The organism is Streptomyces sp. NBC_01363, assembly GCF_026340595.1.
GTDB lineage: Bacteria > Actinomycetota > Actinomycetes > Streptomycetales > Streptomycetaceae > Streptomyces.
Genome location: NZ_JAPEPF010000001.1, coordinates 3,842,496 through 3,865,996 on the forward strand (window position 1 = coordinate 3,842,496; position 23,501 = coordinate 3,865,996).

Annotated in this window: 22 protein-coding genes and 1 pseudogene; 14 read left to right on the forward strand and 9 right to left on the reverse strand. The window is 69.7% G+C overall.

The window, feature by feature from the left end; translation table 11 throughout:
- Positions 1–59 precede the first annotated feature (59 nt).
- From gap to OG611_RS17680, 8 genes are all read left to right on the forward strand, one after another.
- Positions 60–1,070: a type I glyceraldehyde-3-phosphate dehydrogenase gene (gene gap / locus OG611_RS17645; RefSeq protein WP_266420913.1), complete on the forward strand. Its 1,011-nt coding sequence runs from the start codon at positions 60–62 to the stop codon at positions 1,068–1,070.
- 108 nt (positions 1,071–1,178) lie between these two features.
- Entirely contained in the window at positions 1,179–2,390 is a 1,212-nt protein-coding gene (pgk, locus tag OG611_RS17650; protein WP_266420915.1) for a phosphoglycerate kinase, read from the forward strand.
- A gap of 6 nt (positions 2,391–2,396) precedes the next feature.
- Complete coding sequence (gene tpiA / locus OG611_RS17655; RefSeq protein ID WP_266420918.1) at positions 2,397–3,173, forward strand: triose-phosphate isomerase; 777 nt, start codon at positions 2,397–2,399, stop codon at positions 3,171–3,173.
- Between the two features lie 115 nt (positions 3,174–3,288).
- On the forward strand, positions 3,289–3,525 hold the full coding sequence (gene secG / locus OG611_RS17660) for a preprotein translocase subunit SecG (protein ID WP_072483071.1): 237 nt from the start codon (positions 3,289–3,291) through the stop codon (positions 3,523–3,525).
- A 109-nt stretch (positions 3,526–3,634) separates the two neighbouring features.
- Positions 3,635–3,970, forward strand: coding sequence for an RNA polymerase-binding protein RbpA (locus OG611_RS17665; RefSeq protein WP_072483070.1), 336 nt, complete (start codon positions 3,635–3,637; stop codon positions 3,968–3,970).
- A 151-nt stretch (positions 3,971–4,121) separates the two neighbouring features.
- Positions 4,122–5,774, forward strand: coding sequence for a glucose-6-phosphate isomerase (pgi, locus tag OG611_RS17670; protein ID WP_266420921.1), 1,653 nt, complete (start codon positions 4,122–4,124; stop codon positions 5,772–5,774).
- A 4-nt stretch (positions 5,775–5,778) separates the two neighbouring features.
- Positions 5,779–6,282, forward strand: a complete 504-nt coding sequence (locus OG611_RS17675) for a PH domain-containing protein (RefSeq protein WP_266420923.1) — start codon at positions 5,779–5,781, stop codon at positions 6,280–6,282.
- Positions 6,279–7,859, forward strand: coding sequence for a PH domain-containing protein (locus OG611_RS17680; protein ID WP_266420926.1), 1,581 nt, complete (start codon positions 6,279–6,281; stop codon positions 7,857–7,859). The genes OG611_RS17675 and OG611_RS17680 overlap by 4 nt, the downstream gene beginning before the upstream one ends.
- A gap of 6 nt (positions 7,860–7,865) precedes the next feature.
- On the opposite strand, the pseudogene OG611_RS17685 reads toward OG611_RS17680, so the two are convergent.
- From OG611_RS17685 to tkt, 6 genes and pseudogenes are all read right to left on the reverse strand, one after another.
- A pseudogene (locus OG611_RS17685) lies at positions 7,866–8,227 on the reverse strand (VOC family protein).
- Positions 8,228–8,313: 86 nt separating this feature from the next.
- On the reverse strand, positions 8,314–9,096 hold the full coding sequence (gene pgl, locus OG611_RS17690; protein ID WP_266420928.1) for a 6-phosphogluconolactonase: 783 nt from the start codon (positions 9,094–9,096) through the stop codon (positions 8,314–8,316).
- On the reverse strand, positions 9,093–10,106 hold the full coding sequence (opcA, locus tag OG611_RS17695) for a glucose-6-phosphate dehydrogenase assembly protein OpcA (protein ID WP_266420931.1): 1,014 nt from the start codon (positions 10,104–10,106) through the stop codon (positions 9,093–9,095). The genes pgl and opcA overlap by 4 nt, the downstream gene beginning before the upstream one ends.
- The gene (gene zwf, locus OG611_RS17700) at positions 10,103–11,635 is read right to left on the reverse strand and encodes a glucose-6-phosphate dehydrogenase (protein ID WP_266420934.1); all 1,533 of its coding nucleotides are present in this window, start codon (positions 11,633–11,635) and stop codon (positions 10,103–10,105) included. Before zwf ends, opcA begins: the two co-directional genes overlap by 4 nt.
- A gap of 5 nt (positions 11,636–11,640) precedes the next feature.
- Positions 11,641–12,759 carry a transaldolase gene (tal, locus tag OG611_RS17705; RefSeq protein ID WP_266420937.1) on the reverse strand — a complete coding sequence of 373 codons (1,119 nt, stop codon included), beginning with the start codon at positions 12,757–12,759 and terminating at the stop codon, positions 11,641–11,643.
- A 34-nt stretch (positions 12,760–12,793) separates the two neighbouring features.
- A complete protein-coding gene (gene tkt / locus OG611_RS17710; RefSeq protein WP_266420940.1) occupies positions 12,794–14,881 on the reverse strand; it encodes a transketolase in 2,088 nt (695 codons plus the stop codon).
- A gap of 401 nt (positions 14,882–15,282) precedes the next feature.
- Between tkt and OG611_RS17715 the strand changes: the two genes are divergently transcribed.
- Both OG611_RS17715 and OG611_RS17720 read left to right on the forward strand, forming a co-directional pair.
- Complete coding sequence (locus OG611_RS17715; protein WP_266420943.1) at positions 15,283–16,230, forward strand: heme o synthase; 948 nt, start codon at positions 15,283–15,285, stop codon at positions 16,228–16,230.
- Positions 16,231–16,327: 97 nt separating this feature from the next.
- Entirely contained in the window at positions 16,328–16,684 is a 357-nt protein-coding gene (locus OG611_RS17720; protein ID WP_266420946.1) for a hypothetical protein, read from the forward strand.
- 136 nt (positions 16,685–16,820) lie between these two features.
- Here OG611_RS17720 and OG611_RS17725 read toward each other — a convergent pair whose 3' ends face one another.
- The 3 genes from OG611_RS17725 to OG611_RS17735 form a co-directional block, all read right to left on the reverse strand.
- Entirely contained in the window at positions 16,821–17,834 is a 1,014-nt protein-coding gene (locus tag OG611_RS17725; RefSeq protein WP_266420949.1) for a heme A synthase, read from the reverse strand.
- A gap of 121 nt (positions 17,835–17,955) precedes the next feature.
- Complete coding sequence (locus OG611_RS17730; RefSeq protein WP_266420952.1) at positions 17,956–18,723, reverse strand: ABC transporter permease; 768 nt, start codon at positions 18,721–18,723, stop codon at positions 17,956–17,958.
- The gene (locus OG611_RS17735) at positions 18,720–19,646 is read right to left on the reverse strand and encodes an ABC transporter ATP-binding protein (protein ID WP_266420954.1); all 927 of its coding nucleotides are present in this window, start codon (positions 19,644–19,646) and stop codon (positions 18,720–18,722) included. The genes OG611_RS17730 and OG611_RS17735 overlap by 4 nt, the downstream gene beginning before the upstream one ends.
- 136 nt (positions 19,647–19,782) lie before the next feature.
- Here OG611_RS17735 and OG611_RS17740 point away from each other — a divergent pair, with 136 nt between their 5' ends.
- The 4 genes from OG611_RS17740 to OG611_RS17755 are packed head-to-tail and all read left to right on the forward strand — an operon-like array spanning position 19,783 to position 23,499.
- Positions 19,783–20,523: a metalloregulator ArsR/SmtB family transcription factor gene (locus tag OG611_RS17740; RefSeq protein ID WP_266420955.1), complete on the forward strand. Its 741-nt coding sequence runs from the start codon at positions 19,783–19,785 to the stop codon at positions 20,521–20,523.
- On the forward strand, positions 20,520–21,941 hold the full coding sequence (gene sufB / locus OG611_RS17745) for a Fe-S cluster assembly protein SufB (protein ID WP_266420958.1): 1,422 nt from the start codon (positions 20,520–20,522) through the stop codon (positions 21,939–21,941). Before OG611_RS17740 ends, sufB begins: the two co-directional genes overlap by 4 nt.
- A 59-nt stretch (positions 21,942–22,000) precedes the next feature.
- Complete coding sequence (sufD, locus tag OG611_RS17750) at positions 22,001–23,182, forward strand: Fe-S cluster assembly protein SufD (RefSeq protein WP_266420961.1); 1,182 nt, start codon at positions 22,001–22,003, stop codon at positions 23,180–23,182.
- The gene (locus OG611_RS17755; RefSeq protein WP_072483053.1) at positions 23,182–23,499 is read left to right on the forward strand and encodes a bifunctional 3-phenylpropionate/cinnamic acid dioxygenase ferredoxin subunit; all 318 of its coding nucleotides are present in this window, start codon (positions 23,182–23,184) and stop codon (positions 23,497–23,499) included. The genes sufD and OG611_RS17755 overlap by 1 nt, the downstream gene beginning before the upstream one ends.
- Positions 23,500–23,501: the final 2 nt, after the last annotated feature.

The window sequence follows — 23,501 nt, forward strand, 5'->3', positions numbered from 1 at the left end:
GACATCTCATACAACTCGCCGGGGTGAAAGCCCCGCGTACCTAACGAGGAGATCGGTTCGTGACGATCCGCGTAGGCATCAACGGCTTTGGCCGCATCGGTCGTAACTACTTCCGCGCGCTGCTGGAGCAGGGTGCGGACATCGAGATCGTGGCTGTCAACGACCTGGGTGACACCGCGACCACGGCCCACCTGCTGAAGTACGACACCATCCTGGGTCGTCTCAAGGCAGAGGTCAGCCACACCGCCGATACCATCACCGTCGATGGTCACACGATCAAGGTGCTCTCCGAGCGCAACCCGGCCGACATCCCCTGGGGTGAGCTGGGTGTCGACATCGTCATCGAGTCGACCGGCATCTTCACGAAGAAGGCCGACGCCGAGAAGCACATCGCCGGCGGCGCCAAGAAGGTCCTCATCTCGGCTCCGGCCAAGGGCGAGGACATCACCATCGTGATGGGCGTCAACCAGGACAAGTACGACGCGGCCAACCACCACGTCATCTCCAACGCCTCCTGCACGACCAACTGTGTCGCGCCGATGGCCAAGGTTCTGGACGAGAACTTCGGCATCGTCAAGGGCCTCATGACGACGGTCCACGCGTACACGAACGACCAGCGCATCCTGGACTTCCCGCACTCGGACCTGCGTCGCGCCCGTGCCGCCGCCGAGAACATCATCCCGACCACCACCGGTGCCGCCAAGGCCACCGCCCTGGTGCTCCCGCAGCTGAAGGGCAAGCTGGACGGCATCGCCATGCGCGTCCCGGTCCCGACCGGCTCGGCCACCGACCTGGTCGTGGAGCTGCAGCGCGAGGTCACCAAGGACGAGGTCAACGCCGCGTTCAAGAAGGCCGCGGACGACGGCGACCTCAAGGGCATCCTGTACTACACCAAGGACCCGATCGTGTCCTCGGACATCGTCGGCGACCCGGCGTCCTGCACCTTCGACTCCTCGCTGACGATGGTTCAGGAGGGCAAGTCGGTGAAGATCCTCGGCTGGTACGACAACGAGTGGGGTTACTCCAACCGCCTCGTCGACCTGACCGTCTTCGTCGGCAACCAGCTCTGACCGTCGAACCGGCAGGCACCTCGATGTGAGCACGGGGCTCGAACAGCGCAACGCCGCGCCGTTCGAGCCCCGTCGCATGCTCTCCCGCCCTCCAAGGAGTCCAGCAAGATGAAGACGATCGACGAACTGATCGCCGAAGGGGTCACCGGCAAGCGCGTATTCGTCCGCGCCGACCTCAACGTGCCGCTGAGCGGCACCACCATCACCGACGACGGCCGCATCCGCGCCGTCCAGCCGACCGTGGAGAAGCTCGTCGCGGCCGGCGCGCGGGTCGTCGTCGCCTCGCACCTGGGCCGCCCCAAGGGCGCTCCGGACCCGGCCTTCTCCCTGGCGCCCGCCGCCGCCCGCCTCGGTGAACTCATCGGCACGGACGTCGCCTTCGCGACCGACACGGTCGGCGAGTCCGCCCGCGCCACGGTCGCCGCGCTGGGGGACGGCGAGGTCGCCGTCATCGAGAACCTCCGCTTCAACCCCGGCGAGACGTCCAAGGACGACGCCGAGCGCGGCGCCTTCGCCGATCAGCTCGCCGAGCTCGCCGACCTGTACGTGGGCGACGGCTTCGGAGCCGTGCACCGCAAGCACGCCTCGGTCTTCGACCTCCCGGCCCGGCTGCCGCACGCCGCCGGTGACCTGATCGCCACCGAGGTCGGCGTCCTGAAGAAGCTCACCGAGAACGTCGAGCGTCCGTACGCCGTGGTGCTCGGCGGCTCCAAGGTCTCCGACAAGCTCGGCGTCATCGACCACCTCCTGGAGCGCGCCGACCGCATCCTGATCGGCGGCGGCATGGCGTACACCTTCCTCAAGGCCCAGGGCCACGAGGTCGGCAGCTCGCTCCTGCAGGAGGACCAGATCCCGGCGGTGCTGGAGTACCTCAAGCGCGCCGAGGACAAGGGCGTGGAGTTCGTGCTCCCCGTCGACGTCGTGGTCTCCGCGCAGTTCCCGGACCTCGAGGCCAAGGCCCCGACCGAGCACCGCACCGTGCCCGCGGACGCCATCCCGGCTGGGTTCATCGGCCTGGACAACGGCCCCGAGACCAACACGCTGTACGCATCGAAGCTCGCCGACGCCGCCACCGTCTTCTGGAACGGCCCCATGGGTGTCTTCGAGCACCCCGACTACGCCGAGGGAACCCGGGCCGTCGCCCAGGCCCTCGTCGACTCCTCGGGCTTCAGTGTCGTCGGCGGTGGCGACTCCGCCGCGGCCGTCCGCACCCTGGGCTTCGACGAGAACGCATTCGGACACATCTCGACCGGTGGCGGTGCCAGCCTCGAATACCTCGAGGGCAAGACGCTCCCCGGCCTCGCCGCACTGGAGGACTGACCTTTCATGACCACTCGTACCCCGCTGATGGCGGGCAACTGGAAGATGAACCTCAACCACCTCGAGGCCATCGCACACACCCAGAAGCTCGGCTTCGCGCTGACCGACAAGGACTACGACACCGTCGAGGTCGCCGTCCTGCCGCCCTTCACCGACCTGCGCTCCGTGCAGACCCTGGTCGAGGGCGACAAGCTGAAGATCAAGTACGGCGCCCAGGACATCTCGGCGCACGACTCCGGCGCGTACACCGGTGAGATCTCCGGCCCGATGCTCGCCAAGCTGCGGTGCACCTACGTCGCCGTCGGCCACAGCGAGCGCCGTCAGTACCACGGTGAGAACGACGAGATCTGCAACGCCAAGGTGAAGGCCGCGTACAAGCACGGCCTGACCCCGATCCTCTGCGTCGGCGAGGGCCTGGACATCCGCAAGGCCGGTGACCAGGTCTCCTACACCCTCGCGCAACTCGACGGCGGTCTGAAGGACGTACCGGCCGAGCAGGCCGAGTCCATCGTGATCGCGTACGAGCCGGTCTGGGCCATCGGCACCGGCGAGGTCGCCACCCCCGAGGACGCCCAGGAGGTCTGCGGAGCGATCCGCCGCCGGCTGGCCGAGCTGTACTCGCAGGAGCTGGCCGACGCCGTCCGCATCCAGTACGGCGGCTCGGTGAAGTCCGGCAATGTCGCCGCGATCATGGCGCAGCCCGACGTGGACGGTGCGCTGATCGGCGGTGCCGCGCTGGACGCCGACGAGTTCGTCAAGATCGTCCGCTTCCGCGACCAGTGAGTATGCGGTAGCGCGGATCCGTCGTACCCTTGCGGGGGCCGTGGAGGGTGTAGCCTCCCGGCCCCCGTTGTTCGCACATGCAGTCCAGAGGAATTCCGGAAAGTAGGGACCAGCCGTGATTTTGGCGTTCGAGATCGCCCTGATCGTCTTCAGCCTGCTGCTGATGCTGCTGGTGCTGATGCACAAGGGAAAGGGCGGCGGCCTCTCCGACATGTTCGGTGGCGGCATGCAGTCGTCGGTCGGCGGCTCCTCGGTCGCGGAGCGGAACCTCGACCGGATCACCGTGGTCGTCGGCCTGGGATGGTTCGCGTGCATTGTTGTGCTTGGTCTGCTGATCAAGCTGGACAACTGACCCGTCGTACGCGATTCCCGGTGATGGTGTAACTCCTTTCACTGGACGCGCGTTGGGCCTTACGTAGACTGGGGCATCTTCGAGCACCATCACGCAGGGAGTTACGACCGTGGCAAGTGGCAACGCGATCCGGGGAAGCCGGGTCGGAGCGGGGCCGATGGGGGAGGCCGAGCGCGGCGAGTCCGCGCCGCGCCTCCGCATCTCCTTCTGGTGCTCGAACGGGCACGAGACGCAGCCGAGCTTCGCCAGTGACGCGCAGGTACCGGAGACCTGGGACTGCCCGCGCTGCGGCTTCCCGGCCGGCCAGGACCGGGACAGCCCGCCGGACCCGCCGCGCACCGAGCCGTACAAGACGCACCTCGCGTACGTACGGGAGCGGCGCAGCGATGCGGACGGCGAGGCCATCCTCGCCGAGGCCCTGGCGAAACTCCGGGGCGAAATCTAGAAGTTCACCGGCCGGGCACCCCCAAGGTGCCCGGCCGGTCTGCTTTTGCCGTGCCGCAGGTCTTCGTTGCCTCGTCGGCCCTTCTGATCAATTAGGTTGGAGGTGCAGCGGGGCATCTGCAGGCACGAGAAGAATTGGGCTGATATCCGGGATGAATACACGTAGCCGAACCAGGCTCAACCAGACGCCCGAGTGGACCGCTCTGGGCAAGCACCGCGAGCAGCTCGGAACGACACATCTGCGACAGCTCTTCGCGGACGATCCGCAGCGCGGTACCGGATACACCCTCCGGGTCGGCGATCTGTACATCGACTACTCCAAGCACCTGGTCACCGACGAGACGCTGCGGCTGCTGCGCGAACTCGCCGCGGCCACCGGGGTGGCCGAGCTGCGGGACGCGATGTTCCGCGGCGAGAAGATCAACACCACCGAGGACCGCGCCGTCCTGCACACCGCGCTGCGTGCCCCGCGCGACGCGGTGATCGAGGTCGACGGCGAGAACGTGGTGCCGGGTGTGCACGCCGTGCTCGACAAGATGGCGGCGTTCTCCGACCGCGTCAGGTCGGGGCAGTGGACCGGTCACACCGGCAAGCGCATCAAGAACGTCGTCAACATCGGCATCGGCGGTTCCGACCTCGGACCCGCCATGGCGTACGAGGTGCTGCGCTCCTTCACGGACCGCGAACTGACCGTCCGCTTCGTGTCGAACGTCGACGGCGCCGACCTCCACGAGGCGGTGCGCGATCTCGACCCGGCCGAGACGCTCTTCATCATCGCGTCGAAGACTTTCACCACGATCGAGACCATCACCAACGCCACCTCCGCCCGCAACTGGCTGCTGACCGGTCTGGGGGCCGGCCAGGACGCGGTCGCCAGGCACTTCGTGGCGCTGTCCACGAACGCCGAGAAGGTCGCGGACTTCGGCATCGACACGGCCAACATGTTCGAGTTCTGGGACTGGGTCGGCGGCCGTTACTCGTACGACTCCGCCATCGGTCTCTCGCTGATGATCGCCATCGGCCCGGACCGGTTCCGCGAGATGCTCGACGGCTTCCACCTCGTCGACGAGCACTTCCGCACCGCCCCCGCCGAGGACAACGTCCCCCTGCTGCTGGGGCTGTTGGGCGTCTGGTACGGCGCGTTCTTCGACGCCCAGTCGCATGCCGTGCTGCCGTACAGCCACTATCTGTCCAAGTTCACCGCGTACTTGCAGCAGCTGGACATGGAGTCCAACGGCAAGTCCGTGGACCGGGACGGAAATCCGGTCGACTGGCAGACCGGACCGGTCGTCTGGGGCACCCCCGGCACCAACGGACAGCACGCCTATTACCAGCTGATCCACCAGGGCACCAAGGTCATCCCGGCCGACTTCATCGGCTTCGCCGAGCCGGTCGCCGACCTGCTGCCCGGCCTGGTCGCCCAGCACGATCTGCTGATGGCCAACTTCTTCGCCCAGACCCAGGCACTGGCTTTCGGCAAGACGCCGGACGAGGTCCGTGCCGAGGGCGTCGCCGAGGAACTGGTGCCGCACAAGACCTTCCGGGGCAACCACCCGACGACGACGATCCTCGCCGACCGGCTGACCCCGTCCGTGCTCGGCCAGCTGATCGCGCTGTACGAGCACAAGGTCTTCGTCCAGGGCGCCGTCTGGAACATCGACTCCTTCGACCAGTGGGGCGTCGAACTCGGCAAGGTCCTCGCCAGGAAGATCGAGCCGGTGCTCACCGAGGGCAAGGGGGGCGAGCAGCTGGACAGCTCGACCGCCGCGCTCGTCGAGGCGTACCGCGCCCGCCGGGGGCGCTGAGCCGATGACCACGGGGGAGGGGACGGTGCGGCTGCGGCCGCCGAACAACACGCTGGACGCGAGGGCCGTGGGATGGTGGCGGGCCCAGTGGCTGCTGCTGACCGCGGCCCCCGTGGTCGTCCTGGCCGTGCTGGGCGTACTCATCGAGCCCGCCCGGTTCTGGCTGCTGCTGCCCGCCGCGATCCTCGCGGTCCTCGGCACCGGCTGCGCCGTCCTCCTCCCCGCCTGGTGGTTCCGCACCCATCGCTGGGAGGTCACCGACGAAGCGGTGTACGTCAGGACCGGGGTCTTCCGGCAGGAGTGGCGGATCGCCCCGATGTCCCGGATCCAGACCGTGGACACCGTGCGCGGACCGCTCGAACAGCTCTACCGGCTCGCCACCGTCACCGTGACCACCGCGTCGGCCAAGGGCGAGGTGCGGATCGAGGGCCTCGACCACGAAACGGCGGCCGAACTGGCCGAGCGGCTGACCCGGATCACCCAGGACACCCCCGGGGACGCCACATGAGCTCCGAGGCGGCGCTCTCCCCCTCCCCGGACGCCGGGGGCGAGCAGAGCCGGGCCCAGGGCCCCGGCACGGCCACCGCCGCCGACTGGCGGCACCTGGACCGGCGCACGGTGCTCGTCAGCGCTCTCGTCACGGCCGGAGTGGCCGCCGGTGCGGCCGTGCCCACCACGCTCGGCCTGTCCGGACGGTTCGGCTTCGGGCCCGCGGTCGCCTGGGTCCTCGCCGGCTCGATCCTGCTGATCGGCTCCGCGGCGGCCGGCGACCACGTACGGTGGCGCCGCACCCGCTACCGCGTCGGCGTCGACCGGGTCGAGCTCCACACCGGACTGCTCCTGGTCAAGAAGCGCTCACTGGCCCGGGAACGCATCCGCAGCGTCGACCTCACCGCCCATCTGCTGCAACGGGTGCTCGGCCTGGTCACCGTCCGCATCGGCACCGGCGAGCACTCCGGCAACGACTCCACCCTCGAACTCGACCCGGTCACCCGGCCCGAGGGCGAACGGCTCCGCCGCGAACTGCTGGAACGCATGGCCACCGGCGCCCCGGGCACCCATCGCGAGGGCGAGCTCGTCGCCCTCGACCCGCGCTGGATCCGCTACGCGCCGGTCTCGTTCGTCGCCCCCGCGCTCGGCGGTGCGGCGGCCGGCGCGGTGATGCAGGTCAGCGACTGGTTCGGGGCGCAGGGGCGGGTGATCGAGTGGGTCGGCGACCGGTTCCGGGACACCTCGCTGCTCGCCATGATCGTGACCCTCGCCCTCGCCGCGGTGCTCGCCGGTGTCGTCGGCGCGCTCGGCCTGTGGATCGAGATGTGGTGGAACTACCGGCTGGAGCGCGAACCCGGCGGCACCCTGCGCATCCGCCGCGGACTGCTGACCTCCCGCTCCGTCTCCATCGAGGAGCGCCGGCTGCGCGGTATCGACCTCGTCGAACCGCTCGGCATCCGTACCTTCGGCGCGGCCCGGGTCGACGCGATCACCACCGGACTCGCCAAGGACGACGAGGAGCAGCACGGCGACCACAACACCCTGCTGCCCGCCGCGCCCAGGACCGTCGCCGACGCGGTGGCCGCCGACGTCCTGCGCGAGACCACGTCCCCGACCGGCGCCCCGCTGACCGGGCACCCCCTCGCGGCCCGTGGCCGCAGGCTGCGCCGGGCGTTCGGGGCCGTCGCGGCCCCGGCGCTGGTCCTGGCCCTCCTGGGTGTGCTGCTGACACCCGTCCTGCTCTGGATCGCGCTCGCCTGGGCCGTCGTGGCGCTGCCCGCCGGGGTGTTCCTGGCCCGGGACGCGTACTGCGGCCTGGGGCACGCCATCAGCGGCGACTACCTGGTGGTGAGGTCCGGCAGCGTCAGGCGCTCGACCGCCGCGCTGGAGCGGGCCGGAGTCATCGGCTGGACGGTCCGGCAGACGTACTTCCAGCGGCGGGCCGGGGTGCTGAGCGTCACCGCGACGACGGCCGCCGGAGCGGGCGCGTACACGGCGTACGACACGGACGTGAGCGAGGGCCTCGACTTCGCCTCCGAGGCCGTGCCCGGCCTGCTGGAACCCTTCCTGGAGCGCGTCCCGCCCACCGGCTGACCCCGGTCAGCCGTGCGTGGTGTCGATCACGCAGAACCGGCTTCCCTCGGGGTCCGCCGGCACCACGAAGTCCGGGTCGTCCGGGTACAGATCCCAGTCGACCCGCTCCGTTCGCCGAGTGCGATCAGCCGGTCCACCCCGGCGTCCCGCACCTCGGTGTACAGATCGAGGTGGACCCGGGGGGCCTCCTGCACCGGTGTACCGCTGTGGCCCAGGGCCGGCCCGGCGCCGGGCCCCTCGGCCGGGACCAGCACCACCCGGTCGTCCTTCGACGGCTCACGCTCCACGTGGTCGAGCGCCGCCCTCCAGAACTCCGCCGCACGCCGTACGTCCGACGCACCCATCACCACGGTCCCGCTACGCACCATGGCCCGAGTCCTTCGCGCCCTCACGCAGCAGGCCCGGCCGCTCCGAGGAGCGAACCGGGCCTGTGCGCAACGGTACTGACGGTCACTCAGGGAGAGGCCGGCGGATACAGCGCGCGCGGCAGCCGGGAGGCCGCCGCCGCGTCCAGCAGCCACAGCGTGCGGCTGCGTCCGTACGCACCGGCCGCCGGGGCCTGGATCTCCCCGGCCCCCGAGAGCGCGATCTCCGCGGCCTCCGCCTTGTCCTCGCCCGCGGCGAGCAGCCACACCTCGCGCGCCGCCCGGATCGCGGGCAGCGTGAGCGAGACGCGGGTGGGCGGCGGCTTGGGGGCGCCGTGCACACCGACGACGGTGCGCTCGGTCTCCCGTACCGCGGGCAACTCCGGGAAGAGCGACGCGACATGCGTGTCCGGGCCGACGCCCAGCATCAGCACGTCGAACGTCGGCACCGGGCCGTGGTCCTCGGGACCGGCCGCGGCGGCCAGTTCCTCGGCGTACGCGGCCGCCGCCGCGTCGGCGTCGTTGCCGAACGGGCCGTCCGAAGCGGGCATCGCGTGCACCCGGGACGGGTCCAGCTCCACCGAGTCCAGCAGCGCCTCGCGGGCCTGCGTGACATTGCGCTCCGGATCGCCCTCCGGCAGGAACCGCTCGTCGCCCCACCACAGATCGAGCCGCGACCAGTCGATCGCGTCCCTGGCGGGCGCGCCGGCGAGCGCGGCCAGCAGGCCGTTGCCGTTGCGCCCGCCGGTGAGGACCACCGAGGCGTAGCCGCGTGCGGCCTGGGCGTCCACGATCTTCGTGATCAGCCGGGCCGCGGCGGCCTGCGCCATCAGCTCCTTGTCGCGGTGCACCACGAGTTGAGGGGCACTCACTTCGACGCCGCCTTCTTGGCCGCGGTCTTCTTCGCGGCGGCCGGGGCGGCGGCCGGGGCGGGCTCGGCCGGCTGCGGGCCGGCCGGTCCGCCGAGCTTCGACACGCCGAACTTCACCGTCGCCTCGTAGGTGTTGTCCGGGTCCAGACGGCGCAGCTCCTCGGCGAGCAGCTCGGCGGTGTCCCGCCGCTTGAGCGCCACCGCGCGGTCCGGCTGGCCCTGCATCGAGAGCGTGGCCAGCGAACCGTCGGGACGGTCCAGGACGATGACGCCGTTCTTGGTCTCCATCCGCACGGCCGTCAGACCGGGGCCGGCGGAGACGGTGCGCTCCACCGGCACCTTGAGCCGGTCCGCGAGCCACATGGCGAGCAGCTCGCAGCTCGGGTTCTCCGACTCGCCCTCGACCGTCGCCGAGACGACCTCGACGTGCTGCTGGTCGAGCGCGGCCGCCAGCATCGAGCGCCACGGCGTGATGCGTGTCCAGGCCAGATCGGTGTCGCCCGGGTTGTACGAGTCGGCGCGCGCCGCCAGCTCCTTGCCCGGGTGCTCCGCCGAGTACGCGTCCGTGATCCGGCGCTGGGCGAGCGCGCCCAGCGGGTCCTTCGCCGGGTCGGCGGGCGCGTCCTCGGGCCACCAGACCACGACCGGGGCGTCCGGCAGCAGCAGCGGCAGGACCACCGACTGGGCGTGGTTGACCAGCTCGCCGTGGAGACGCAGTACGACCGTCTCGCCGGTGCCCGCGTCGGAACCGACCCGCACCTCGGCGTCGAGCCGGGCGTCCCGGCGGCTGCGCGGCGAGCGGCTGACCCGCTTGATCACCGCGATGATCCGCGAGGGATGCTCGCGCGAGGCGTCACCGGCCGACTTGAGCGCGTCGTACGCGTTCTCCTCGTCGGTGACGATGACCAGGGTGAGCACCATGCCGATGGCCGGGGTGCCGATGGCCCGGCGGGCCGAGACCAGCGCCTGGTTGATCTTGCTGGAAGTGGTCTCCGTGAGATCGATCTTCATGGCCGGCGCCAGCTCCGTCCGTCTCGTGCGAGCATCTCGTCGGCCTCGGCCGGACCCCAGGTGCCCGCCGGGTACTGTGCGGGCTTGCCGTGCTTGTCCCAGTACTCCTCGATCGGGTCGAGGATGTTCCAGGAGAGCTCGACCTCCTGGTGCCGGGGGAAGAGGTTGGCGTCGCCGAGCAGCACATCGAGGATGAGCCGCTCGTAGGCCTCCGGGCTGGACTCCGTGAAGGACTCGCCGTAGGCGAAGTCCATCGTGACGTCCCGGACCTCCATCGAGGTGCCGGGCACCTTGGAGCCGAACCGCACGGTCACGCCCTCGTCCGGCTGGACCCGGATGACCAGGGCGTTGCCGCCCAGCTCCTCGGTGGCGCCGGACTCGAAGGGCAGGTACGGAGCCCGCTTGAAGACGACCGCGATCTCCGTGACCCGGCGGCCGAGCCGCTTTCCGGTACGGAGGTAGAACGGCACGCCCGCCCAGCGGCGGTTGTTGATCGTCAGCTTGATCGCGGCGTAGGTGTCGGTCTTCGACTTGGGGTCGATGCCGTCCTCGTCGAGGTACCCGGGGACCTCCTCGCCGCCCTGCCACGCGTGCACGTACTGGGCGCGCACCGTGTGCTTGCCCAGGTCCTCCGGCAGCTCCACCGCCGTGAGCACCTTGAGCTTCTCGGCGACCAGGGCCTTCGGGTGGAAGGAGCCGGGCTCCTCCATCGCGGTCAGTGCCAGCAGCTGGAGCAGGTGGTTCTGGATGACGTCGCGGGCGGCGCCGATGCCGTCGTAGTAGCCGGCCCGGCCGCCGATGCCGATGTCCTCGGCCATCGTGATCTGGACGTGGTCGACGTACGACCTGTTCCAGATCGGCTCGAACATCGTGTTGGCGAACCGCAGCGCCAGGATGTTCTGGACGGTCTCCTTGCCCAGGTAGTGGTCGATCCGGAAGACCTCGTTGGGCGGGAACACGTCGTGCACGATCTGGTTGAGCTCCTGCGCGCTCTTCAGGTCGTGGCCGAAGGGCTTCTCGATGACGGCACGCCGCCAGGAGCCCTCCTTCTGGTCGGCGAGTCCGTGCTTCTTGAGCTGCTGGACGACCTTGGGGAAGAACTTCGGCGGCACGGACAGGTAGAAGGCGAAGTTGCCGCCCGTGCCCTGCGCCTTGTCCAGCTCCTGGATCGTGGTCTTCAGGTGCTCGAAGGCCTCGTCGTCGTCGAAGTTGCCCTGGACGAAGCGCATCCCCTGGATGAGCTGCTGCCAGACCTCTTCGCGGAACGGCGTACGGGCGTGCTGCTTGACGGCGTCGTGGACCTCCTGTGCGAAGTCCTCGTCCTGCCACTCGCGGCGTGCGAAACCGATGAGGGAGAAACCCGGCGGCAACAGGCCGCGATTGGCCAGGTCATAGACGGCGGGCATCAGCTTTTTGCGGGACAAATCGCCCGTGACCCCGAAGATCACCAGGCCCGACGGTCCCGCGATGCGCGGGAGCCGTCGGTCCTGGGGGTCACGAAGCGGGTTGGCTCCGGGAACACCAGACAAGGTGGTCAGCCCTCCGAAGGGGCGAGGCGCTTGAGCTCCGCCTCGGTCGAGTTGAGCAGGTCGATCCAGGCCGCCTCGAACTTCTCGACGCCCTCGTCCTCGAGGAGCTGGACGACGTCGTCGTAGGAGATCCCGAGCTTCGCCACCGCGTCGAGCTCGGCGCGGGACTGCTCGTAGGTGCCGGTGATGGTGTCGCCCGTGATCTGCCCGTGGTCGGCCGTGGCGTCCAGGGTGGCCTCGGGCATGGTGTTCACCGTGCCGGGGGCGACCAGGTCGACGACGTACAGGGTGTCCTTGTAGGCGGGGTCCTTGACGCCGGTCGAGGCCCACAGCGGACGCTGCTTGTTGGCCTGGGCCTTGTCGAGGGCGGCCCAGCGGTCCGAGGAGAAGACCTCCTCGTACGCCTCGTAGGCGAGCCGGGCGTTGGCGAGCGCCGCCTTGCCCTTGAGCGCCTTGGCCTCGTCGGTGCCGAGGGAGTCGAGGCGCTTGTCGATCTCGGTGTCCACGCGGGACACGAAGAACGAGGCCACCGAGTGGATCCTGGAGAGGTCCAGGCCCGCGGCCTTCGCCTTCTCCAGGCCGGCCAGGTAGGCGTCCATGACCTCGCGGTAGCGCTCCAGCGAGAAGATCAGCGTGACGTTGACACTGATGCCCTTGCCGATGACCTCGGTGATCGCCGGGAGACCGGCCTTCGTCGCCGGGATCTTGATGAGCGTGTTGGGCCGGTCCACCAGCCAGGCCAGCTGCTTGGCCTCGGCGACGGTGGCGTCGGTGCGGTGGGCCAGACGCGGGTCGACCTCGATGGAGACCCGGCCGTCCTGGCCGTCCGTGGCGTCGAAGACCGGACGCAGGATGTCCGCCGCGTCCCGTACATCGGCCGTCGTGATCATGCGGATGGCCTCGTCGACCGTGACCTTGCGGGTGGCGAGGTCGGTGAGCTGCTGCTCGTAACCGTCCCCGTGCGAGATCGCCTTCTGGAAGATCGACGGGTTGGTGGTGACGCCCACGACGTGCTGCTGGTCGATCAGCTCGGCGAGGTTGCCCGAGGTGATCCGCTTGCGCGACAGGTCATCGAGCCAGATCGCCACGCCCTCGTCGGAGAGGCGCTTGAGTGCGTCTGTCATGAGAATTGCATCTCCTACTAGTCGTATAACGGCGTCAGCGCGTGGCTGCCGCGAGAGATTCCCGCGCGGCGGCGGCGACGTGCTCGCCGGTGAAGCCGAACTCGCGGAAGAGGACCTTGGCGTCGGCCGAGGCACCGAAGTGCTCCAGCGAGACGATCCGGCCGGCGTCACCGACGTAGCGGTACCAGGTCAGGCCGATGCCGGCCTCGACGGCGACGCGCGCCTTCACGGACGGCGGCAGGACGCTGTCCTTGTACGCCTGGTCCTGCTCCTCGAACCACTCGACCGACGGCATCGAGACCACCCGGGTCGGAATGCCGGCCGCCTGCAGCTCCTCACGCGCCTCGACGGCGAGGTGCACCTCGGAGCCGGTACCGATGAGGAGGACCTGGGCCTCGCCGCCTTCGGCCTCGAAGAGCACGTAGCCGCCCTTGGCCGCGTCCTCGTTCGCCTCGTACGTCGGAACGCCCTGGCGGGTCAGCGCCAGACCGTGCGGGGCGCCCTTGCCGAACACCTTGGTGTAGCGGCGCAGGATCTCGCGCCAGGCGATGGAGGTCTCGTTGGCGTCGGCCGGGCGGACGATGTTCAGGCCCGGGATGGCACGCAGCGCGGCCAGGTGCTCCACCGGCTGGTGGGTCGGGCCGTCCTCGCCGAGACCGATCGAGTCGTGCGTCCACACGTAGGTCACCGGCAGGTGCATCAGCGCGGACAGGCGCACGGCGTTGCGCATGTAGTCGGAGAACACCAGGAAGGTGCCGCCGTAGATACGGGTGTTGCCGTGCAGCGCGATGCCGTTCATGGCCGCGGCCATGGCGTGCTCGCGGATACCGAAGTGGATCGTGCGGCCGTACGGGTCCGCGCCCGGCAGCGGGTTGCCCGCCGGGAGGAACGACGACGTCTTGTCGATCGTGGTGTTGTTCGAGCCCGCGAGGTCGGCGGAGCCGCCCCACAGCTCGGGGATGATCTCGCCGAGCGCCTGGAGCACCTTGCCGGAGGCGGCACGGGTGGCGACACCCTTGCCCGGCTCGAAGACCGGAAGCCGGTCCTCCCAGCCCGCGGGCAGCTCGCCGGCGGCGATCCGGTCGAACTCGGCGGCGCGCTGCGGGTTGGCGGTGCGCCACGCGGCGAAGGTCTTCTCCCACTCGCCCCGGGCCTCACGGCCGCGGTCCAGTGCCTCACGGGTGTGGGCGATGACCTCGTCGGCGACCTCGAAGGTCTTCTCCGGGTCGAAACCGAGGACCTTCTTCGTGGCGGCGACCTCTTCGTCACCGAGCGCCGAGCCGTGCGAGGCCTCGGTGTTCTGGGCGTGCGGCGCGGGCCAGGCGATGATCGAGCGGGCCGCGATGAACGACGGGCGCCCGGTCTCGGCCTTGGCGGCCTGCAGCGCGCGGTACAGACCCGCCGGGTCCAGGTCGCCGTTGGGCAACTGCTCGACGCGCTGGACGTGCCAGCCGTACGCCTCGTACCGCTTCAGGGTGTCCTCGGAGACCGCGGTCTCCGTGTCGCCCTCGATGGAGATGTGGTTGTCGTCCCACAGCAGGACCAGGTTGCCCAGCTTCTGGTGCCCGGCCAGCGAGGACGCCTCCGCGGAGATGCCCTCCTGGAGGCAGCCGTCACCGGCGATGGCCCAGACCATGTGGTCGAACGGGGAGGTGCCGGGGGCCGCCTCCGGGTCGAACAGGCCGCGCTCGTAGCGGGCGGCCATCGCCATGCCCACGGCGTTGGCGACACCCTGGCCCAGCGGGCCGGTGGTCGTCTCGACGCCGGTGGTGTGGCCGTACTCCGGGTGGCCGGGGGTCTTCGAGCCCCAGGTGCGGAAGGCCTTGAGGTCATCGAGCTCCAGGCCGTACCCGGCCAGGTAGAGCTGGATGTAGAGGGTCAGGCTGGTGTGACCGGCCGAGAGCACGAACCGGTCGCGCCCGGCCCAGTCCGCGTCGGCGGGGTCGTGGCGCATCACCTTCTGGAAGAGGGTGTACGCGGCGGGAGCGAGGCTCATGGCCGTACCAGGGTGGCCGTTTCCGACCTTCTGTACGGCGTCCGCTGCAAGGACACGGACAGTGTCCACGGCCCGCTGGTCCAATTCGGTCCACTGGAGATCTGTGGTGGTCGGCTTGGTGCTCACCCTGAGTCAGGGCTCCTCTCCACTGTTGTAAACCGGTGACTGTGACCGCACCGGGCGTTGTCGAGCCTACCCCCGTCGGAACATGCATTTTCCGCTGCTTTCCAGGGTGCAGGCGGCCCGCGGAGTTCGCCTCCCGTATGAGCGCGACGGCTCACTTCTGCGCTACTCCGATGAGCGCTTCTCCTTACTTATGGGCCCTGTGGCGAGCGCGTCCCGATACTTCTGTTCCGCTCCGGTGAGCGGTACCCCCAGCTCATGGGCCCCGCTTCCGCGCCGCTCCAACACGACCCACCCCCGCGAAGGACGGCCTGTCCCCAACGTCTACAGTGGTCTGGTTCGCGCAAGTCTTTACCGGGCCTTCACGCCCGGAGCTTGCTGGGATTTCTCTGTCAGGGGTGTGCGTGACGGCCGTCGAGTCCCGACCCGCAGGGGTCGCCTTGACTCCCAGCCCAGGGGGCCATCGCCCGTTCGGGGCCCGTGTCAAGGCTTTCGTGGCGCTGACCAAGCCGCGGATCATCGAGCTGCTGCTGATCACCACTGTTCCGGTGATGTTCCTCGCCGCTCAGGGTGTACCCGACCTGTGGCTCGTTGTCACCACCACCATCGGCGGATACCTCTCCGCCGGCGGTGCCAACGCGCTGAACATGTACATCGACCGCGACATCGACGCGTTGATGGACCGTACGTCGCAGCGCCCGCTGGTCACCGGCATGGTGAGCCCGCGTGAGTGCCTGGTCTTCGGTTTCGCCCTCGCGGCGATCTCGACGGTCTGGTTCGGCCTGCTGGTGAACTGGCTCTCGGCGGCGCTGTCGCTCGGCGCGCTGCTGTTCTACGTCGTCGTCTACACGATGCTGCTCAAGCGCCGTACCTCGCAGAACATCGTCTGGGGCGGCATCGCGGGCTGCATGCCCGTTCTCATCGGCTGGTCGGCCGTGACGAACTCGATGTCCTGGGCCGCGGTGATCCTCTTCGCCGTCATCTTCTTCTGGACGCCGCCGCACTACTGGCCGCTCTCCATGAAGGTGAAGGAGGACTACGCCCGGGTCGGCGTCCCGATGCTTCCGGTCATCGCGTCCAACCGGGTGGTGGCCCGCCAGATCGTCATCTACAGCTGGGTGATGGTGGCCGTCTCGCTGCTGCTCACGCCGCTGGGCTACACCGGCTGGTTCTACACGGCGGTGGCGCTGGCGACCGGCGGGTTCTGGCTCTGGGAGGCGCACGGCCTGCAGAGCCGGGCCAAGGCCGGAGTGACCGGAGGAAAGCTCAAGGAGATGCGGCTGTTCCACTGGTCCATCACCTATGTCTCGCTGCTCTTCGTCGCCGTCGCGGTCGACCCCTTCCTCAGGTAGTCCCGCTCCTCGATCCCTGCCGACGGGCGGGGTACGTGGTCCAGGCCACGTACCCCGCCCGTCGCACGTTGCGCTACCCGTCGGTAGCATCCTGGGCATGGCTGAGACGGCAGGGACCCAGGTGGAGAGCGGCAAGCAGGCGGCCCGCGCGGAGCGCAGGGCGGCGAAGCTCGCCAAGGAGATCGGCGCCTTCTCCAAGGCGCACGGCGGTGCGGAGGGACAGCTCGCCTACATGGGGCAGATGGGCACCCGCATCGTGCTCGTGGGTGAGGACGGCGGCTGGGGCGACCTGGTCGCCCCCTCGTACGAGGTCGCCGAGAGCGCCACGCGGAAGGCCGGGATCACGATGCACGAGTCCTTCGACGGGGAGTTCGCCGCGAAGGTCCGCACCGGCCCGTACGAGTGGACGCGGATGGCCGGCATCCAGGTCGGCGGCCCCTCCAACAAGGCCTGAGCGCGCGTGGTCCGGGCGCGCGTGGCCCGGGCGTGCGAGGTCTGAGCGCGCGGTGCCCTTCCTACGCCGATCGCCGGACGGTTCCGAGAAGGAACCGTCCGGCGATCGGCGTACGGGGGAGGGAGGCCGCCCTCGGTCAGCCCGCCGCTGCGGGCTCCGGCTGCTCGGCGGCGGGGCCGGGCACCGCGGCCACGGTCACGGGACGCTCACGCAGCGACAGGAGCACCCGCACGACCGCGATCCACACCAGGCACGAGCCCAGCATGTGCAGGCCTACCAGGATCTCCGGCGTGTCGGTGAAATATTGCACGTACCCGATCACGCCCTGCGCCATCAGCACCAGGAAGAGGTCACGGGTGCGGTGCAGCGGTCCGATCGGCGCGTCGACGGCCTTCAGTACGAACCAGAGCGCCACGGTCAGGGCCACCACGACCCAGGCCAGATCGGCGTGCAGCTGCGTGATCATCTTCCAGTCGATCGGAATGCGGTGCACGTCGCTGGAGTCGCCCGCGTGCCGTCCGGCGCCCGTGACCACCGTGCCGACCGCGATCAGCAGCCCCGCGGCGACCGCGAGCAGCCAGGTCAGCTGGGACACCGCCTTGCCGACCAGCGGCCGGGGCTCCTCGTCGCCCTCGCGGACCCGCTGCCAGGTCACCATCGCGACGGTGAGCAGCGCCGTGGAGAGCAGGAAGTGCGCCGCGACGGTGTACGGGTTGAGGCCGACCAGCACCACGATGCCGCCGAGCACGGCATTGCCCATGACCACCCAGAACTGCACCCAGCCGAGCCTGGTCAGACTGCGTCGCCAGGGTTTGGCGGACCGGGCGGCGATGATCGCCCATCCGACGGCCGCGCACAGGACGTACGTCAGCATCCGGTTGCCGAACTCGATGACGCCGTGGAAGCCCATCTCGCTCGTCGCCGTGAGGCTCTCGTCGGTGCACTTGGGCCAGGTCGGGCAGCCGAGGCCGGAGCCGGTCAGTCGTACCGCGCCACCGGTCACGACGATGACTACGGCCATGACGACGGCCGACATGGCCGCACGGCGGACCGTGCGGGGGCTGGGGGTCCATCGCTCGGCGATGTACAGGAGCGGGTTCCGCGCGGCTTGAGCGACTTCGGCTCGGGTCAGCTTGGGCACGCGCACCATCGTAGGCGGCGGCTTGTGCAAGCTTTCACGAGGGGGACGAGTTACCCGAAACGTCGACGGAGCGCGTTCGCGGCCTCACTCCCAGGGGGCCGCACTTCCGGCGGCCCCGCTTCCGGTGGCCTCACTCCCAGCGGAAGAACTTCGCCGCCGCGCCCAGCCCGAGGACCGCCCACACCGCCAGGATGCCGAGGTCGCCCCACGGCATCGACGCCCCGTGCTGGAGCACCTCGCGCAGACCGTCCGACAGGGCCGCGATCGGCAGCAGCCCGAGCACCGACTGCACCGCGTCCGGGAACTTGTCCAGCGGCACGATGACCCCGCCGCCGACCAGCAGCAGCAGGAAGACCAGGTTGGCCGCGGCGAGCGTCGCCTCCGCCTTGAGCGTCCCGGTCATCAGCAGCCCGAGCCCGGAGAAGGCAGCCGTGCCGAGCACGAGCAGCAGCAGGACGGCGAAGGGGTTGCCGTGCGGCGACCAGCCCAGCGCGAACGCGATCACCGTGAGCAGCACCACCTGCAGCACCTCGGTGACCAGCACCGCGAGGGTCTTGGCGGTCATCAGTGCCCAGCGCGGCAGCGGCGAGGCGCCGAGGCGCTTCAGCACCCCGTACCGCCGCTCGAAACCGGTGGCGATGGCCTGGCCCGTGAAGGCCGTGGACATCACGGCCAGCGCGAGGATGCCGGGGGCCAGGAAGTCGACGGACTCGCCCGTGCCGGTGTCCACGATGTCGACCGCGCTGAACAGCACCAGCAGCAGCGTCGGGATGATCACGGTCAGCAGCAGCTGCTCGCCGTTGCGCAGCAGCATCCGCGTCTCCAGGGCGGTCTGCGCGGTGATCATGCGGCCCAGCGGGGCGGCGCCCGGCTGCGGGGTGTACGTACCGGCGCTCATGCGCGCAGCTCCTTGCCGGTCAGTTCCAGGAAGACGTCCTCCAGCGTGTGCCGCTCCACGGAGATGCCGGACGGCATCACTCCGTTCTGCGCGCACCAGGAGGTGACGGTGGCCAGCAGCTCCGGGTTGACGTCACCGCTGATGCGGTACGCGCCGGGGGTGAGCTCGGCCGCCGCGGTGCCGTCGGGCAGCGCCTTCAGCAGCGACCCGACGTCCAGGCCGGGGTGGCCGGTGAAGCGCAGGGTGTTCTCGGCGCCGCCGCGGCAGAGCGTCTCGGGACTGCCCTGGGCGATGACCTTGCCCGCGTCGATGACGGCGACGTCGTCGGCGAGCTCCTCGGCCTCGTCCATGAAGTGCGTGGTGAGGACGACCGACACCCCGGCGGTGCGCAGCTCGCGTACGAGCTCCCAGGTGGAGCGGCGGGCCTGCGGGTCGAGGCCGGCGGTCGGCTCGTCGAGGAAGACCAGTTCGGGGCGGCCGACGACGGCCATCGCCAGGGCGAGCCGCTGCTGCTGGCCGCCGGAGAGCCGCCGGTAGGTCGTACGGCCGCAGCTGCCGAGGCCGAGGCGCTCGATCAAGGTGTCGACGTCCAGCGGGTGGGCGTGGAGCTTCGCCATGTGGCGGAGCATCTCGTCGGCGCGTGCTCCGGAGTAGACACCGCCCGACTGGAGCATCACGCCGATCCGGGGGCGGAGCTTCGCGGCGTCGGCGACCGGGTCGAGGCCGAGGACCCGTACCGTCCCGGCGTCGGGGCGGCGGTAACCCTCGCAGGTCTCGATGGTGGTGGTCTTGCCAGCGCCGTTGGGGCCGAGGACAGCGGTGACGGCCCCGGTGCGTACACACAGGTCGAGGCCGTCCACGGCGGTCTTGCGGCCATACCGCTTCACCAGGCCGCGGACCTCTACGGCCGACTCGCTCTTCATGGCCGGTAAGTCTAGGCAGGGGCGGAATGACCCCGTCTCCCGGGGCCGAATTAGGTAACCCTAAGTGATGAATGGCACCGTAGATCGTTTCGGACCGTGGTTGTCAGGGCCGGATGAATTACGCAACAATGGCGTTGTGAAATACGTTGGCGAGGCTCCGCAGGAGGAACTCGCGACTGGTGAGCGCTCGACGCGCAACCGGGTCGCGCGCTCCATCCTGGACCACGGCCCGTCCACCGTCGCCGAGCTGGCCAAGCGCCTCGGCCTCACCCAGGCCGCGGTCCGCCGCCATCTCGACGCCCTCGTCTCCGACAGCGTCGTCGAGGCCCGTGAGCAGCGGGTCTACGGGGCGCGGACCCGTGGCCGCCCGGCCAAGGTGTTCGCCCTCACCGACTGCGGCCGGGACGCCTTCGACCAGTCCTACGACAAGCTCGCGGCGGACGCCCTGCGCTGGATCGCCGAGACCGCGGGCGAGGAGGCGGTCACCGCTTTCGCCCGCGCCAGGATCGCGGCCCAGTCCGAGGCGTACCGCACGGCGGTCGAGGCCGCGGACCCCGAGGCCCGCACCGAGGCGCTGGCCAAGGCCTTGTCGGTCGACGGGTACGCTGCTACGGCGCGTGGCGCGCCCGGTCCGCAGCAGGGCGAGCAGCTGTGCCAGCACCACTGCCCGGTCGCCCATGTCGCCGAGCAGTACCCGCAGCTGTGCGAGGCGGAGACGGAGTTCTTCTCCAGCCTCCTCGGGACGCATGTGCAGCGTCTGGCCACCATCGCCCACGGCGACGGTGTGTGCACGACGTACATTCCGCGCAGCGGCCACTCAGCACCACAGACCACCAATTCAGCATCTGCAAGCACGGCCGGGAGGAACCCCGCATGACGCTCCCTACGGAGACTGTCCACCCTGAGCTCGAGGGTCTGGGCACGTACGAATTCGGCTGGGCCGACTCCGACGCGGCGGGTGCCGCAGCCAAGCGCGGGCTCTCCGAGGAGGTCGTCCGCGACATCTCGGGCAAGAAGAACGAGCCCGAGTGGATGCTGAAGCTGCGCCTCAAGGGCCTGCGGCTCTTCGACAAGAAGCCCATGCCGAACTGGGGCTCCGACCTCTCGGGCATCGACTTCGACAACATCAAGTACTTCGTGCGGTCCACCGAGAAGCAGGCGGAGTCCTGGGAGGACCTGCCCGAGGACATCAAGAACACCTACGACAAGCTCGGCATCCCGGAGGCGGAGAAGCAGCGCCTGGTCGCCGGTGTCGCCGCGCAGTACGAGTCCGAGGTCGTCTACCACCAGATCCGTGAGGACCTGGAGGAGCAGGGCGTCATCTTCCTCGACACCGACACCGCGCTGAAGGAGCACCCGGAGCTCTTCAAGGAGTACTTCGGCACCGTCATCCCGGTCGGCGACAACAAGTTCGCCTCGCTGAACTCGGCCGTGTGGTCCGGCGGCTCGTTCATCTACGTGCCCAAGGGTGTCCACGTCGACATCCCGCTGCAGGCCTACTTCCGTATCAACACGGAGAACATGGGCCAGTTCGAGCGGACGCTGATCATCGTCGACGAGGACGCCTACGTCCACTACGTCGAGGGCTGCACCGCCCCGATCTACTCCTCCGACTCGCTGCACTCCGCGGTCGTCGAGATCATCGTGAAGAAGGGCGGCCGCTGCCGCTACACGACGATCCAGAACTGGTCGAACAACGTCTACAACCTGGTCACCAAGCGCGCCGTGGCCTACGAGGGCGCGACCATGGAGTGGGTCGACGGCAACATCGGCTCCAAGGTCACCATGAAGTACCCGGCCGTCTACCTGATGGGCGAGCACGCCAAGGGCGAGACCCTGTCCATCGCCTTCGCGGGCGAGGGCCAGCACCAGGACGCCGGCGCCAAGATGGTCCACATGGCGCCGAACACCTCCTCCAACATCGTCTCCAAGTCGGTGGCGCGAGGCGGCGGCCGCACCTCCTACCGCGGTCTGATCGAGATCGGCGAGGGCGCGCCGGGCGCGAAGTCCAACGTTCTCTGTGACGCGCTGCTGGTCGACACGATCTCCCGCTCCGACACCTACCCCTACGTCGACGTCCGCGAGGACGACGTGTCGATGGGGCACGAGGCGACCGTCTCCAAGGTCTCCGAGGACCAGCTCTTCTACCTGATGAGCCGTGGTCTGACGGAGTTCGAGGCGATGGCGATGATCGTGCGCGGCTTCGTCGAGCCGATCGCGAAGGAGCTGCCGATGGAGTACGCCCTCGAGCTCAACCGGCTGATCGAGCTGCAGATGGAGGGCTCGGTCGGCTAGCACGGCCCGACGACCGAATCCCCCGACTTTTGACAGAGAAAGCGAGCACTACGACAGCCATGGCTGAGGCTCAGAACATTCCGGCGGGGTCCACCACCACCGGGTCCATCGCGGTGGCCGCCGAGTCGACCGTCGCCACGCGCATGAGCGCGCCCCCGTCCTTCGACGTCGCGGACTTCCCGGTCCCGCACGGCCGCGAGGAGGAGTGGCGGTTCACGCCGCTGGAGCGGCTGCGCGGGTTGCACGACGGCACGGCCGTCGCCAACGGCGGCGGTGTGAAGGTCGCGATCGAGGCTCCCGAGGGCGTCACGGTCGAGACCGTCGGCCGTGACGACGCCCGGCTCGGCAAGGCCGGCGTCCCGGTGGACCGCGTCGCCGCCCAGGCGTACACGTCCTTCGAACAGGCGTCCGTCGTCACGGTCGCCAAGGAGGCCGTGCTCACCGAGCCGATCCGCATCGCGGTGCACGGCGAGGGCGGCGTGGCCTACGGCCACCAGGTCATCGAGCTGGGTGCCTTCGCCGAGGCCGTCGTCGTCATCGACCACACCGGTGACGCGGTGCTCGCCGCCAACGTCGACTACGTCCTCGGTGACGGCGCGAAGCTCACCGTCGTCTCCGTGCAGGACTGGGACGAGACCGCCGTCCACGTCGGCCAGCACAACGCGCTGGTCGGCCGGGACGCCTCGTTCAAGTCGATCGTCGTCACCTTCGGCGGTGACCTCGTCCGTCTCCACCCGCGCGTCAGCTACGCGGGCACCGGCGGCGAGGTCGAGCTCTTCGGTCTGTACTTCACCGACAAGGGCCAGCACCAGGAGCACCGCCTCCTGGTCGACCACAACACCCCGCACTGCAAGTCCAACGCCGCCTACAAGGGCGCGCTCCAGGGCGAAGGCGCACACGCGGTGTGGATCGGTGACGTCCTCATCCGGGCCAGGGCCGAGGGCACCGACACCTACGAGATGAACCGCAACCTCGTCCTCACGGACGGCGCGCGGGTCGACTCGGTGCCCAACCTGGAGATCGAGACCGGCGAGATCGTCGGCGCCGGCCACGCCTCCGCGACCGGCCGCTTCGACGACGAGCAGCTCTTCTACCTGATGTCCCGTGGCATCCCGGCCGAGGAGGCCCGTCGGCTCGTCGTGCGCGGCTTCTTCGCCGAGCTCGTCCAGCAGATCGGTCTGCCGGACGTCGAGGCGCGGCTGCTCGACAAGATCGAGACCGAGCTGAAGGCTTCCGTCTGATGGCCTTCGTCAAAGCCTGTGCGCTGAGTGAGCTGGAGGACGACACCCCGAAGCGGGTGGAGCTCGACGGCGTCCCGGTGTCCGTCGTCCGTACCGAGGGCGAGGTGTACGCGATCAACGACATCTGCTCGCACGCGAACGTCTCACTGTCCGAGGGAGAGGTCGAGGACTGCATGATCGAGTGCTGGCTGCACGGCTCCAGCTTCGACCTCCGCACCGGCAAGCCGTCCGGCCTTCCCGCGACGCGCCCCGTCCCCGTATACCCCGTCAAGATCGAAGGGGACGATGTGCTCGTCTCCGTCACCCAGGAGTCCTGAGT

Coding starts and splice junctions, on each gene's coding strand:
- pgk (WP_266420915.1), top strand. CDS start 1,179: ATGAAGACGATCGACGAACTGATCGCCGAAGGGGTCACCGGCAAGCGC.
- tpiA (WP_266420918.1), top strand. CDS start 2,397: ATGACCACTCGTACCCCGCTGATGGCGGGCAACTGGAAGATGAACCTC.
- pgi (WP_266420921.1), top strand. CDS start 4,122: ATGAATACACGTAGCCGAACCAGGCTCAACCAGACGCCCGAGTGGACC.
- OG611_RS17675 (WP_266420923.1), top strand. CDS start 5,779: ATGACCACGGGGGAGGGGACGGTGCGGCTGCGGCCGCCGAACAACACG.
- OG611_RS17680 (WP_266420926.1), top strand. CDS start 6,279: ATGAGCTCCGAGGCGGCGCTCTCCCCCTCCCCGGACGCCGGGGGCGAG.
- opcA (WP_266420931.1), bottom strand. CDS start 10,106: ATGAAGATCGATCTCACGGAGACCACTTCCAGCAAGATCAACCAGGCG.
- tal (WP_266420937.1), bottom strand. CDS start 12,759: ATGACAGACGCACTCAAGCGCCTCTCCGACGAGGGCGTGGCGATCTGG.
- OG611_RS17720 (WP_266420946.1), top strand. CDS start 16,328: ATGGCTGAGACGGCAGGGACCCAGGTGGAGAGCGGCAAGCAGGCGGCC.
- OG611_RS17725 (WP_266420949.1), bottom strand. CDS start 17,834: ATGGTGCGCGTGCCCAAGCTGACCCGAGCCGAAGTCGCTCAAGCCGCG.
- OG611_RS17730 (WP_266420952.1), bottom strand. CDS start 18,723: ATGAGCGCCGGTACGTACACCCCGCAGCCGGGCGCCGCCCCGCTGGGC.
- OG611_RS17735 (WP_266420954.1), bottom strand. CDS start 19,646: ATGAAGAGCGAGTCGGCCGTAGAGGTCCGCGGCCTGGTGAAGCGGTAT.
- sufB (WP_266420958.1), top strand. CDS start 20,520: ATGACGCTCCCTACGGAGACTGTCCACCCTGAGCTCGAGGGTCTGGGC.
- sufD (WP_266420961.1), top strand. CDS start 22,001: ATGGCTGAGGCTCAGAACATTCCGGCGGGGTCCACCACCACCGGGTCC.
- OG611_RS17755 (WP_072483053.1), top strand. CDS start 23,182: ATGGCCTTCGTCAAAGCCTGTGCGCTGAGTGAGCTGGAGGACGACACC.